At 39.1% G+C, this 13444-nt stretch carries 14 protein-coding genes and 1 pseudogene; 13 read left to right on the forward strand and 2 right to left on the reverse strand.

All coding sequences use genetic code 11. The features are described 5' to 3' along the window. From ACH0CI_RS09335 to ACH0CI_RS09350, 4 genes are all read left to right on the forward strand, one after another. Entirely contained in the window at window positions 1–594 is a 594-nt protein-coding gene (locus ACH0CI_RS09335; RefSeq protein WP_028412811.1) for a DedA family protein, read from the forward strand. Next, entirely contained in the window at window positions 591–1724 is a 1134-nt protein-coding gene (locus tag ACH0CI_RS09340; RefSeq protein WP_335707017.1) for an MGDG synthase family glycosyltransferase, read from the forward strand. Before ACH0CI_RS09335 ends, ACH0CI_RS09340 begins: the two co-directional genes overlap by 4 nt. Before the next feature lie 92 nt (window positions 1725–1816). Next, a complete protein-coding gene (gene nfsA, locus ACH0CI_RS09345; RefSeq protein ID WP_028412813.1) occupies window positions 1817–2566 on the forward strand; it encodes an oxygen-insensitive NADPH nitroreductase in 750 nt (249 codons plus the stop codon). Window positions 2567–2995: 429 nt separating this feature from the next. Then, complete coding sequence (locus ACH0CI_RS09350; RefSeq protein WP_406901292.1) at window positions 2996–4069, forward strand: 3D domain-containing protein; 1074 nt, start codon at window positions 2996–2998, stop codon at window positions 4067–4069. Window positions 4070–4149: 80 nt separating this feature from the next. Here ACH0CI_RS09350 and ACH0CI_RS09355 read toward each other — a convergent pair. Next, window positions 4150–5292, reverse strand: a pseudogene (locus tag ACH0CI_RS09355) (C40 family peptidase). Window positions 5293–5486: 194 nt separating this feature from the next. Here ACH0CI_RS09355 and ACH0CI_RS09360 point away from each other — a divergent pair. From ACH0CI_RS09360 to ACH0CI_RS09395, 8 genes are all read left to right on the forward strand, one after another. After that, window positions 5487–6536: an anthranilate phosphoribosyltransferase gene (locus ACH0CI_RS09360; protein WP_154992080.1), complete on the forward strand. Its 1050-nt coding sequence runs from the start codon at window positions 5487–5489 to the stop codon at window positions 6534–6536. Between the two features lie 152 nt (window positions 6537–6688). Then, on the forward strand, window positions 6689–6991 hold the full coding sequence (locus ACH0CI_RS09365) for an urease subunit gamma (protein ID WP_335707020.1): 303 nt from the start codon (window positions 6689–6691) through the stop codon (window positions 6989–6991). A 14-nt stretch (window positions 6992–7005) separates the two neighbouring features. Beyond that, window positions 7006–7332, forward strand: a complete 327-nt coding sequence (locus ACH0CI_RS09370) for an urease subunit beta (protein WP_335707021.1) — start codon at window positions 7006–7008, stop codon at window positions 7330–7332. A gap of 1 nt (window position 7333) precedes the next feature. Next, window positions 7334–9043 (forward strand): urease subunit alpha, encoded by a 1710-nt coding sequence (gene ureC / locus ACH0CI_RS09375; RefSeq protein WP_406901293.1) that lies wholly within the window; start codon window positions 7334–7336, stop codon window positions 9041–9043. Window positions 9044–9052: 9 nt separating this feature from the next. Next, entirely contained in the window at window positions 9053–9499 is a 447-nt protein-coding gene (gene ureE / locus ACH0CI_RS09380; protein ID WP_325077535.1) for an urease accessory protein UreE, read from the forward strand. Further along, the gene (locus ACH0CI_RS09385) at window positions 9492–10178 is read left to right on the forward strand and encodes an urease accessory protein UreF (RefSeq protein WP_028412820.1); all 687 of its coding nucleotides are present in this window, start codon (window positions 9492–9494) and stop codon (window positions 10176–10178) included. Before ureE ends, ACH0CI_RS09385 begins: the two co-directional genes overlap by 8 nt. Before the next feature lie 39 nt (window positions 10179–10217). Continuing rightward, window positions 10218–10832: an urease accessory protein UreG gene (gene ureG / locus ACH0CI_RS09390; protein ID WP_325077533.1), complete on the forward strand. Its 615-nt coding sequence runs from the start codon at window positions 10218–10220 to the stop codon at window positions 10830–10832. Continuing rightward, window positions 10829–11638, forward strand: a complete 810-nt coding sequence (locus ACH0CI_RS09395) for an urease accessory protein UreD (RefSeq protein ID WP_406901294.1) — start codon at window positions 10829–10831, stop codon at window positions 11636–11638. Before ureG ends, ACH0CI_RS09395 begins: the two co-directional genes overlap by 4 nt. Before the next feature lie 254 nt (window positions 11639–11892). On the opposite strand, the gene ACH0CI_RS09400 is transcribed toward ACH0CI_RS09395, so the two are convergent. Then, window positions 11893–12531, reverse strand: a complete 639-nt coding sequence (locus ACH0CI_RS09400; protein ID WP_033579443.1) for a HoxN/HupN/NixA family nickel/cobalt transporter — start codon at window positions 12529–12531, stop codon at window positions 11893–11895. 272 nt (window positions 12532–12803) lie between these two features. Between ACH0CI_RS09400 and ACH0CI_RS09405 the strand changes: the two genes are divergently transcribed. Then, on the forward strand, window positions 12804–13265 hold the full coding sequence (locus ACH0CI_RS09405; RefSeq protein ID WP_033579442.1) for a hypothetical protein: 462 nt from the start codon (window positions 12804–12806) through the stop codon (window positions 13263–13265). Window positions 13266–13444 lie beyond the last annotated feature (179 nt).

Genomic DNA, 13444 nt, shown 5'->3' on the forward strand with positions numbered 1-13444 from the left:
GTGGACTTAACAATTATTTCTCAGTATATACATTCCTATGGTTATATTGTTATTTTACTTGTACTTTTTTGTGGGATCGTTGGAATTCCAGCGCCTGAAGAATCATTTTTAATATTATTAGGCATGTTTATTGCCAAACATCAGCTGAACTTATACGAATCATCTCTTTTTGCTTTTTTAGGTGTTATAACTGGAATGCTTACTGCTTACGGGCTAGGAAGGTATGCGGGAACCCCATTTTTTGATAAATACGGAAAATACGTAGGGTTAACCAAAGAGAAAATTGAAGCGGCAAGCGGCAGCTACCATAAATATGGGATATGGACCATTTTATTTGGTTTATATATTCCAGGCTTACGTCAAATTAGCCCATATATGGCAGGAATAAGTCGCTATCCGTTTTTGCTTTATTTGCTGTTATCGGTGGTAGGCAGTCTAGTATGGGTCCTTTCTTTTCTCGTTCTAGGTTACTATGTAGGAGACCGGATTCATATTTCGTATATCATTATGGGAGCTGTAGCTTTTTTTGTTATTTATTTACTTATAAAAAGAAAAAGAAACCGAAAACGTCTTGAGAGGAGGGATGGTCAATGAGGAAGGTTCTGTTCTTGCCGCTTTTTCAGATGCCATCTGGTCATCACCAAGTAGCAGACGCCGTTATGGATGCCATCATGGAACGTTTTTCCCACGTTATTTGTCAAAAAATTGATTGTTTAAGCTATTGGAGCAAACCGCTTGAACAAATGATTTCATCGATATACATGAAATGGATTTCTGTTTTTCCAAAGCAGTTTGAAAAATTTTATTACGGGCATGTATACAAAAAAAACGACCATACGATGGATGATTTTGTCGTGAAAAAGTGGCCGATTATCGAATATCATATGAAGAAATTAATTGATGCAGAGCAGCCCGACGTCATTGTTTGCACACACAGCTTTCCTTCCTGTGTATTAAGCGGCTTAAAAGAAAAAGGAATCATTGATCTTCCTATTATAAACGTATACACCGACTTCTTAGTAAGCGACGTATGGGGTAAAAATGGAATCGAGCTTCACTGCGTGCCTGATCAGGATACGAAAACATTTCTACAAAACGTTCACGGTGTAAAAGAGTCTTCTATTTATGTAACGGGCATTCCCGTTCATAAAGCGTTTTTAAAAAGACGGATTGACCATCTCATGCCACAGAAGCATATCCTGATTGCCGGCGGAAATTCGGGCCTTGGGAATGTACGCAAAATGCTTCAGCAGCTTCCGCAAAACTGTACGTATATGTATTATGTGCTGTGTGGAAAAAATAAAAAGTTGTATCAAGAACTAGTGAAACTAAACCACCCGAAAGTTAAAGCGGTCCCGTATGTAAAATCAAGAGAGAAAATGAATGATTTATATGAAGGAGCAGATGCCATTGTCACAAAAGCAGGAGGCGTTACAATTAGCGAGGCCCTTCATAAGAGACTACCTATTTTTATTCATTCATCTCTTCCCGGTCAAGAACAAATTAACATTGAATATCTAAAAGAAAAAGAGCTGCTGATACCGCTTAATGATGCTGAAGCCTTTGAACAGCAGCTTAAGAACATTTTAGAAAATGATGTGAAACGAAACCGGTTGATAAAGCGAATGGACGAATATGTAGACAGCTTAGAAGTAAAAGTAGATCGCGTGCTTGCAGATCACTTTAAGCTGTATCGATATGAGACAAGTCAAAATCAATTTTAAGCAGAACATTGGTTATTTCTTTTTACATTCGATAAACTAACTGTAGTTATAACATCTGTAGAAGGTTAAATGAAGTAAAAGGAGATTATAATATGAACTCAGTTATTGAAACGATTTTAAATCATCGTTCTATTCGCAAATATGAAGACAAACCATTGTCAGAAGAGCAAATTCAGACGATTGTAGAAAGCGCACAGGCAGCTTCCACATCAAGCTATATTCAAGCGTACTCCATTATTGGAGTAAAAGATAAAGAAACGAAGCGAAAGCTTGCCCAATTAGCAGGAAATCAGCCTTACGTAGAAACAAATGGACACTTCTTTGTATTTTGCGCTGACTTTCATCGTCATGATGTCATTGCAGAAATGGAGAAAAAAGATTTATCGACAGCGCTCGAAAGCACAGAGCAGTTCATGGTAGCTATTATTGACGTTGCCCTTGCTGCGCAAAATGCAACGCTTGCTGCTGAATCAATGGGACTTGGAGCTTGTTATATTGGCGGTTTGCGTAACGAATTAGAAGAAGTAAGCAAATTGTTAAAACTGCCTCATCATGTAATCCCGTTATTTGGTCTAACGGTTGGACATCCAGCGGGTATGACGGATAAAAAGCCGCGCTTACCATTTAAACATGTGTATCATGAAGAAACATATGAGCCAAACCATGAGCAGACGAAAAAAGAATTAACGACGTATAACGAAGAAATTTCTGCTTATTACAACGAACGAACAAATGGCAAACGCCAAGACACATGGACTGGTCAAATGGCTGAAATGCTTTCCAATCCTAAGCGTATGTATATGAAAGAATTTGTTGAAAAGCAAGGATTTAATAAGAAATAAAAAGACTGGGACACAAGTAGTTTAGCCGAATTGAAAAGCGAACCGCTCATCAGAATCTTTGATGAGCGGTTCGCTTTTTTTGTTATGGTGAACATAGGTTTCATTTATGTAGTTCCTTCTAGCAGTTGACTGGATTCATTTCCAACCTCTTTTTTGTTATGAAAAAAACTTAATATACCCGTTAAAGGGTCAATAAAAAAGAAGAGGCATAGCCAGCAATGATAGAGAAATTTAACGATTTTGGTTAAAACAACAATAAAAAGCAGTAAAAAGTAGAAACGTTTCATCATATAGCCAAATTATCAGAAATATTACGTTTAAACGTTCCTTTTTGTTAAGTTTTGTAATAAAAGTAGCATGGCTCTGTAACGGCTGTGAAATGTGAGGATGATATCATTCAATCATTGAGTAAATAAGGAGGTATTCGTAATGAAAAAATTTATATTTACTCTAGGAACAACAGCAATCCTTTCAGCGGGATTTGTAGGTGCAGCTTCTGCTTCTACAAGCGGAACGTATCACGTAGAAAAAGGTGATACGTTATGGAAAGTCGCTCAAAAGCACAGCGTGAGCGTAGACGAGCTAAAAGATGCAAATAACTTAACATCTAATATTATTTATCCAAATCAAGAATTAAACGTAGCTACTATAAAAGAAATGACGCACAAAGTTCAGCAAGGAAACACATTATGGTCCATCAGTCAGCAATACGGCGTGACGGTAGATCAAATTAAAGAATGGAACGGACTGAAGTCAGATTTAATTTATCCTGGCGAACAACTAAAAATTCAGTCTCCAAACGGCCAAGCTCAGCAATCAAGCCCTTCAGTAGCCCAAGCTGCTCCAGAAACTCAGCAAGCTCAAGCGCCGGCTGCACAAACTCAAGAAGAACAGCAGCAAGCTCAAGCTGAACAAGCTCAAAAAGAACAGCAGCAAGCTCAAGCTGAACAAGCTCAAAAAGAACAGCAGCAAGCTCAAGCTGAACAAGCTCAAAAAGAGCAACAGCAAGCTCAAGCTGAACAAGCTCAAAAAGAGCAGCAGCAAGCTCAAGCTGAACAAGCTCAAAAAGAACAGCAGCAAGCTCAAGCTGAACAAGCTCAAAAAGAGCAGCAGCAAGCTCAAGCTGAACAAGCTCAAAAAGAGCAGCAGCAAGCTCAAGCTGAACAAGCTCAAAAACAACAACAACCTGCTGAATCGTCACAACAAGCCAGCGGCAAATCAATGACAGTTGAAGCAACTGCCTATACGGCTAATTGTGCTGGATGTAGCGGTACAACTGCTACAGGAATGGATTTAAAAGCAAATCCAAACCAAAAAGTAATCGCTGTTGATCCTAGTGTTATTCCGTTAGGTTCGAAAGTTTATGTAGAAGGCTATGGTGAAGCTGTAGCTGCCGATACAGGTGGAGCAATTAAAGGCAATCGAATCGATGTATTCGTTCCTTCTGAAGGTGATGCTCAACAGTTCGGAAGAAAATCTGTTAAAATCACGGTTATGAACTAAGAAGTTCTTTATAAAATTGCTAGTCTAGTATAGAAATACATAGCTAGTAAAACAAAAGAGGTGCCTTATGGCACCTCTTTTTACTTTATAATACGCTTTGCGCCCGCATAGCTGTTTTTCCAGTACGCTGTTGAAAGTGATTGCGTTTTAACGCCTTTGCTGCTGACATAAATGAATTCTTGTTTGTCTAGGTAAATTCCTACGACTGAAACGGATTTGCCGTTTTTAAAGAAAACTAAATCTCCAGCCTGCAGACTGTTTTACTTTACGTCCGTTCCGCTTTTATACTGATCTGCTACTGTACGGGGGATAGAAATAGTTGAACCCGCGTTTTTATATACATACTGTGTGTACCCTGATACATCAAAACCTTTTGGTGTCGTGCCTCCATATTTATATGGCTTTCCAATTAGCGTTTTGGCATACGATACGATTTGCTGCTGTTTTGCACTAACAGAAGTTTGGGGTGCTGGAGCCGGCGCAGGTGCGCTCGTACTTTTCACTTTCAGCACTTGTCCAACTTTTAGCGCATCTGTTTTTAAATTGTTTAATTTTTTTAATTCAGCTACCGTCATGCCGTACTTTTTAGCGACTGCTGTCAGCGTGTCTCCCTTTTTCACCGTGTAGGTGCCATTGTTATCAGCCGGTGTAGATGGAGCTGTTGGTGAAGGTTGAATATCTTCATCAAGCAAATAACTCATATTTGCGCTAAACGTTACTTTTCGCTTCGTTTTATAGCTCTTCGCTTTTTGCTGAAATTGCGTATTGTATGCGTTGATTTCTTTTTCAAAATTTGCAGAGATCTTATTAAATTCCGCGTCACTTACATCTCCATACGCATAGTCTTCAAGATCTACAATGTAATTGTAAAGAGCAATTAAGCTGTCATACAAATACCCTTGAAGCTGATCAGCTTCTGAATTAAGATGATTCATCGCGTGATTTTTATCAGTCTTTGTTAGAAACTGGTCAATTTGATCCGCAAGCTGATCATATGCCGCTAACGCTTTTTCGTCATCTTTTATTCCTTCAATTTCTTTTAGCTTTTTTTCTACGGTTTTATAAAATGGTGCGTAATAATCTGCTAGCGAATTAACGTCTTTTTGATAAACGCTCACAGAAGAAGCAGCATAAGCAGAGTGGCTAAAAACAGGCGTTGTCACCGATGCTCCTACTAAAACGGATGCTGCTATAAATGGTACAAGTAGTTTCTCTTTTTTCATTTGTAAAGTCCCCCAAATATCCAAATAATAGTATAGCAGATAGATTATACTATATTAGGTTATAAAAGAACTAGTACTTTTCCTTTAATTTCATATTTTTTAGCAGTTTGCGTACCTGATAGAAGATAATCTAAGGAACAAAGGAAATATGTGATACAATGTACAAATATTCAGTTAAAAAGGAAGTGTACGATATGCAACAATTTATCAAAGAAATAGCGCGCGGAAAAAGAGGATCAACTGACTTAACGTATGAACAAGCAAAAGAAGCAGCTCGCTTAATCGCTTCTGGACAAGCTACGGATGCTCAGGTCGCTGCTTTTTTTATTGCGGAACGCATTAAAACCGAAAATGCAGATGAACTATTGGGATTCGTTCATGCTTTTCGTGAAAAAACAAAAGAGATACCGCTGTCTCAGCCGTTAAAAGATAAATCAATTGATTTTGCAAGCCCTTATGCAGGGAGAAATTCATTTTTTGCGACCATTCCTGTATCGATTTTATTAGCTGAAAGAGGTGTGCCAGCTTTTTTACACTGTACAGAAGCGCTTCCTCCAAAGTTTGGAACAACGATTGAAGATGTACTTCATTCATTACAGATCCCTCAAGCTCAAACGATTGAAGACATCGGTCATACGTTAGAAACATTAAAAATTGGCTTTGTAAATGCTGAAACAATCTCTTATCCTCTTAGTCGCATCAAACAAATTCGTCATGAAATTGGCGTAAGAACACTAATTAATACGGTTGAAAAACTATTAAATTTATCAAATGCTTCTTCTTTAATGATGGGCGCTTTTCACCGCACGGCCATTAACAAAATTGTGCCCATTTTTGCTTCGCTCCCGTTTAAACATGTATACGTGGTGCAAGGTATAGAAGGATCTGAAGATGTACCTGTACATAGAAGCAGCTTTGTTTTTACTATCTCAGAAGGAGAGATGGAGTCGTTTATTGTCAATCCAAAAGAATACGGACTGTTTGTGGAAGAAGAACACTTTGAAAAGAAAATAAGTGTTGAAAAACAAGCGGCATATGTGACGCGCATTTTGGAGGGTGAATCTTCTTCCGAACTGACTTATGTCTATAATCAAGTAGTATTAAACGCCGGCTTGCGCTATTATTTATTTGGCTATGAAACTTCTATTGAAAAAGGAGTAGACTATGCAAAACGTCAGCTAGCTGAAGGTCTGGGTTGGAAACACCTGCAGAAATGGAAAACACAAGTGATTTCAGAAGAGTAAAAGGTGAGCAAATATGCTCATCTTTTTTTATCGAAAGATATAAATCCTTTGTTTTTTATCAGAAAATTTAATATAATTAGTTGTGTGTTTGTGTTAGAAAATATCACATTTGATGTTAATAAGAAAATAGATTAGCAGAAAGGAAGCTTTCATTGAAACTTACGTCGAGAGAACAAGAAAAATTAATGATTGTCGTAGCTGCAGACTTAGCAAGACGCCGTCAGACAAGAGGATTAAAACTTAACTATCCCGAGGCAGTAGCGATTATTACATATGAAATTATGGAAAAAGCTCGCGATGGCAAGACGGTAGCACAGCTAATGCGAGAAGGTACCAAGATTTTAAAACGAGAAGATGTAATGGAAGGTATTCCGGAAATGATTCATGATATTCAAGTAGAAGCTACCTTTCCAGACGGAACCAAGCTCGTCACTGTTCACGATCCAATTCGTTAAGAGGAGGGAAAAATATGATTCCAGGGGAATACGTCTTAAAAAAAGAACCGATCACATGTAATAACAGAAAGCAATCGATTAGCGTGACTGTAATCAATAGAGGCGACCGCCCCGTTCAAGTAGGTTCACATTTTCATTTTTTTGAAGTGAATGCCGCGCTCGAATTCCCCCGCGAAGCTGCGCTTGGCTATCATTTAAATATTCCAGCCGGTACAGCCGTTCGCTTTGAGCCAGGTGATGCAAAAGAAGTAGAGCTGGTTGCTTTCTCCGGAACAAGAGAAATTTACGGTCTGAACAATAAAACAAACAGATCGCTTTCTGATAGAAAGGAAGATGTATAAGATGAGTTTTCAAATGTCGCGACGTCAGTATGCAGATATGTTTGGACCAACCGTTGGAGATGCTGTTCGTTTAGCAGACACAGAGCTATTTATTGAAATTGAAAAAGATTTCACAACCTACGGAGATGAAGTGAAGTTTGGCGGAGGAAAAGTGCTTCGTGACGGAATGGGGCAGCACCCTCTTGCAACGCGAAGTGAAGCAGCGGACTTAGTGTTGACAAATGCCATTATCGTTGATTATACAGGCATATATAAAGCAGATATTGGAATAAAAGATGGACTCATTCAAACTATTGGAAAAGCGGGTAATCCGCTGTTGATGGATGAAGTAGACATCATCATTGGTGCGAGTACGGAAGTAATTGCAGCTGAAGGGAAAATTGTAACCGCCGGCGGTATTGATGCGCATATTCATTTCATTTGTCCGCAGCAAATTGAAACCGCCCTTGCCTCTGGCGTGACAACGATGATTGGAGGAGGAACAGGACCTGCTACAGGAACAAAGGCTACCACTTGTACACCCGGAGCGTGGCATATCGAACGAATGCTTGAAGCCGCTGAAGCATTTCCGATGAATATTGGCTTTTTAGGAAAAGGAAATGCAAGTGCGAAAGAGCCTTTAATTGAACAAATTAAAGCAGGAGCAATTGGACTAAAGCTTCACGAAGACTGGGGAACCACGGCATCTGCCATCGACACAAGCCTGCAAGTAGCAGACGAGTACGATGTTCAAATTGCGATTCATACAGATACTTTAAATGAAGGCGGCTTTGTTGAAGATACGATTGCAGCAATTGGTGATCGAGTCATTCATACCTACCATACTGAAGGAGCTGGAGGCGGGCATGCACCTGATATTATGGAAATGGCAAGCTTTCCAAACGTGCTTCCATCATCAACTAATCCAACAAGACCCTATACGGTCAACACGCTTGAAGAGCATTTAGATATGCTCATGGTATGTCATCATCTTGATCCTGCTGTACCAGAAGACATCGCTTTTGCTGATTCCCGCATTCGCAAAGAAACGATTGCAGCTGAAGATATTTTACACGATTTAGGTGTATTCAGTATGATTTCTTCAGATTCTCAAGCAATGGGACGTGTAGGAGAAGTGATTACACGAACGTGGCAAACAGCTGATAAGATGAAAAAGCAGCGAGGAAAAATTGATGGTGACAGCGAAGTCGGCGATAACGCACGTGTCAAACGCTATGTAGCTAAATATACGATTAATCCAGCTATCGCTCATGGAATTTCCGAATACGTAGGATCAGTAGAAACAGGGAAAATAGCTGACTTAGTCCTATGGGAGCCAGCGTTTTTTGGAATAAAGCCTGACTTGATTGTAAAAGGCGGTTTAATTGCTCACAGCTTAATGGGAGACCCTAACGCTTCAATTCCAACCCCACAGCCGGTCTTATATCGTCCGATGTTTGCTTCTTATGGAAAAGCAAGAGCTAAAACCTCCGTTACGTTTGTGTCAAAAGCAGCGTATGAGAACAAAGTGGGCGAAAAACTAGGGTTACAAAAGCTGCTTAAACCAGTAAAAGATATTCGTCAGTTAAAAAAAACAGATATGAAGTTAAATGGAGAAATGCCTAAGATTGAAGTTGATTCCCAAACGTACGAAGTAAAAATAGATGGACAAATGATTACATGTGAAGCGGCAGAAGTTGTGCCTATGGCGCAGCGATACTTTTTATTTTGAGGTGAAAAAATGGTAATCGAAAAAATTATCGGAAATATAGCAACATTAGAAAAACGAGCTCCGCATATAGAAAAGGTATATATCGAAAGTGATCACTTAGTAAAACGCGTTCAGCGCGTTGTAACAGATCACGGTAAGGAACTCGGAATTCGTCTGAAAGAAAACCGCGAGTTAGTTGATGGCGATGTACTATTTATGGATGAAAGCAATATGATTGTTGTGCAAGTTCTGGCAGACGATATTTTGACCATTCAGCCGATTGATATTCAGCAGATGGGAGAAATTGCTCATCAGCTTGGGAACCGCCATTTGCCGGCGCAGTTTGAAAGTGGAGACATGCTTGTACAGTACGATTATTTAGTCGAAGAATTGCTTCAGCAGCTCAACATTCCCTATAAGCGCGAAAAAAGAAAAGTAAAACAAGCTTTTAAGCATATCGGACATAGTCATGACTAATTCATTGCTTTCGCTGATTCAACTATGTGATTCAAATTTCCCATCGGGTGCATTTTCGCATTCGTTTGGTTTTGAAACGTATATTCAGCGAAATCAAATTTACGACACAGAAACCTTTCAAGAAGCGCTTCGTACATACCTTGATGTTCAGCTGACGTATACGGACGGCTTAGCATGCAGGCTGGCTTATGAGTATGCTGTTCGTGACCAGTTTAACGAAATTATGAGAATTGATCATGAACTATACGCTCTTGCTTTGTCGAAAGAAACAAGAGAAGGTACAAGACGGGTGGGCCAGCGCATGTTAAAGCTTTGCTTAGAGTTATTTCAAGGCTCTTATTTAGAAAAGTATATGAGTGAAGTAAAAGCAAAGAAGGCGTACGGACATCCTGCTGTTGTATTTGCATTAGCCAGCCTGCAGTTAAACATTACAAAAGAAGAGGCAATTTTAAGTCATTTGTACGCTAGCATCTCTTCATTAATTCAAAATGCTGTTCGCGGCATACCAATCGGCCAAACCGATGGGCAAAAAACGCTCGTTCTTTTTCAGCCGCTGCTGCAGCAAGCGCTTCAGCATATTTTGCAAGCAGATCAAGAGGAATTTGGTGCCGTGACACCAGGGTTAGAAATTGCTCAAATGCAGCATGAACAATTGCATGTTCGATTGTTCATGTCATAAAAAAGGAGGGAAGGCCTTCTAACGATGAAGGCGTAAAAAATGGATGCAATTAAAATTGGAATTGGTGGCCCTGTTGGTGCAGGGAAAACAATGTTAGTAGAACGATTAACGCGTGCGCTAGAAGGGCAGCTAAGCATGGCGGTCGTTACAAACGATATTTATACAAAAGAAGATGCGCAATTTCTAGTAAAAAACAGTATCTTGCCAGAAAATCGTATCGTCGGAGTAGAAACAGGAGGATGTCCTCATACGGCTATTCGGGAAGATGCATCTATGAACTTTGCTGCAATTGATGAGTTAGTGGAACGTCACCCCGATGTTGAACTTATTTTTGTAGAAAGCGGAGGAGATAATTTAGCCGCAACGTTTAGCCCAGAGCTCGTTGATTTTTCAATTTATATCATCGATGTAGCACAAGGAGAAAAAATCCCGCGTAAAGGCGGTCAAGGAATGATTAAATCTGATTTATTCATTATCAACAAAACAGATTTAGCCCCATATGTAGGAGCCAGTTTAGAAGTAATGGAAAAAGATACAATCCAAGCGAGAGGGCACAAGCCTTTTGTTTTCACCAATTTAAAAGAAGATAAAGGGCTCAATCAAGTGATAGAATGGATCAAAAAAGAGGCCTTTTTAATCGGCCTTGAATCATGAGCTACACGGGTTATTTAGAGCTTCGTGCAGAAAGAAACAGTGAGCGAACGGTTATTAATGATACTTATCATTACGGGGCTTTCAAAGTTGCCAGACCTATTTACATGACTCTTGAATCACCTTTTGTTTATATGCTTCACGTAGGCGGGGGATACGTGAGCGGAGACAAATACAAAACGATGATAACGGTCGAGAAAAATGCTCAGCTGACTGCTACTACTCAATCTGCGACAAAGGTGTACAAAACACCGAACGCAGCTGTTTTACAAGAAACGTGCATAACCCTTGAAGAACAATCCATCATGGAATATATACCAGACCCGCTTATTTTGTATGAAAATGCTGCATTTGTCCAAGAAATAACGGTTCATATGGCAGAAAACGCTGCTTTGTTTATGTGTGACAGCATCACCCCGGGGTGGTCGCCGGATGGGCAGCTGTTTCAATATACCTCTATGCGTTCCAAGCTGAAACTGTATGTAAACGAGCAGCTGAAGGTATACGATCACTTATACTTGAAGCCAGAAAACCATCTGCGCGGCATGATGAAAATGGAAGGGTATACTCATTTTGGATCGATTATTATTGTTCATCCAAACGCCGACGACGCATTTATAGCGAAAGTACATCAGCTGTGCGAAGAGGCAGGCTGTAAAGCAGGAGCTTCCGCACTTCCGATTTCCGGATGTGCTATTCGAATACTAGCTGCTAGTACACAAGAAGTGGAAGAGATAATCGTCAAAGTATACGGATTGTTCCGGCAGGAGTTATTAAAAGCTGAAGTATCACTTTTGCGTAAGTATTAAAGTGCCTGTACAAAAGTATAGTAGTTAAAGAAAAATCCGAACGAGCTGAACTCTTGATAGAGAATCAAATTCGTTCGGATTTTTTATTGGTAGGGTGAACGTAGGTTTCCCGTATGTAGTTCGTTCTAGCCGTTGATTAGAGGACAAAGCGAAGTCTTGCACAGAAATCAACAGCTGTGGAACAAGCAGTCCAAATCATTTATCCTACTTATTCGTCTTTAGATTGAATTATTTTCATTATGTTTTATTCTCTGTTAGAACCACAGACTAAATAATCCGTCGCTTACACCTAAATTATACATATAATAGAGGCCAAATATAATGCTGACAGCACCTGTTACCTGCATCAAACAGCGGTTTAACGTCACTTGCTTTTTAGTTGTAACGAATGGAATTCCAATAACCGTCGTAAATAACAGCATGCCAAGACAAGTGCCGATTCCAAAAATGATAATGTACAGCGCACCTTGCCATACGTGAGTAACGGTGCTCATCGTTACTACAACCATCGCTGCGCTTCCGGCCAGTCCATGAACAAAGCCAATGCCTAATGACTTTAAGTAAGACGTTTTTTCGTGATGCGTATGCACTTGTTTTTTGTAAGACAGAAACGATGTAAAACCGAGATAAACGAGCATAATGCCCACTAAAAATTCAAGTGACATGCTCATACGTTCAGAAATACTGCTTTTTAACACTATTAAAATCATGCCAAAAATAAACAGCGTAAGCGTATGACCAATCCCCCAGTATACTCCTGCAAGCGAAGAGCGCCACAGCTTTTTACTTTTTGAAGCAATGGTTGATACAGCGATAATGTGATCTGGTTCTAGAGCATGCTTGATTCCTAAAAAAAATCCTAGTATTAAAATTGAAAAAAAACTTGTTTCCATGTCAGCTTTCTCATCCTTTCGTACGTATAAAACTAGTATATCGCACGCTTTTGTTTTAATAAACAGAAAATTCTAAACGAAAATGTCTGGTTGAATAGCTAAAACATTTATCAATTTACAATAAGTTACAAATATTAAAGGAGATGTAGTATAAAAATTTTACATTTACAAAAACTATAAGTAAATTATTGTGAGGTTGATAACTATGGACAAAATTTCTACTGATATCATGCTGTGGAGTTCTTTTATACGTCAAAATGTTGGGATAGAACGTGACTAGACTAGAAGCTCTTTTATGGAGCATTGCGTTGCCAGGCTTTGGACAATTACTAAACAAAAAACATATAAAAGGAATTTTGTTTATTGTACTTGAATTTCTCATTAATATGGGCGCAAATTTTAATGAAGGCATTCGCTTAAGCTTTTTGGGGGAAACAAAGCAATCCCTCGAGGTAATGAACATGCAGTGGTTAATGTTTTATCCATGTTTATATTTTTTTGCAATTTGGGATGCTGTTAAAGAAGCAGAAAACGGCGCATCGAGATTTACATTTATTCCTTTTGTCTCCTGTGCTTATTTTGTTACAGTAGGCATTATGTATTCCTCAGTGACAACCATCAACGGTGTTTTTATAGGCCCAATTTGGCTCCCTATGCTGTCTGTTGTACCGGGACTGGTTATTGGACTCATTGCCAAAAAGCTATTAGAAGTGTATATACATAAGAAAAAATAAACGTCATTTCAATCTATACATCCGTAGATTTTAATGGACGTTTATTTTATTTTTGTTTATAAATAAGTAATAAAGTCTCTTGTTTAGGGAACGTACTAACAGTGGCTATTTTCACATAATCTTAAGAGAGTGTGTTCTACTCATAGAAAAGAGCACATTGAAAATGGAGAGAAGGTGTA

It is taken from the genome of Priestia sp. 179-F W1.4 NHS (assembly GCF_045369295.1).
Lineage (GTDB): Bacteria > Bacillota > Bacilli > Bacillales > Bacillaceae_H > Priestia > Priestia zanthoxyli.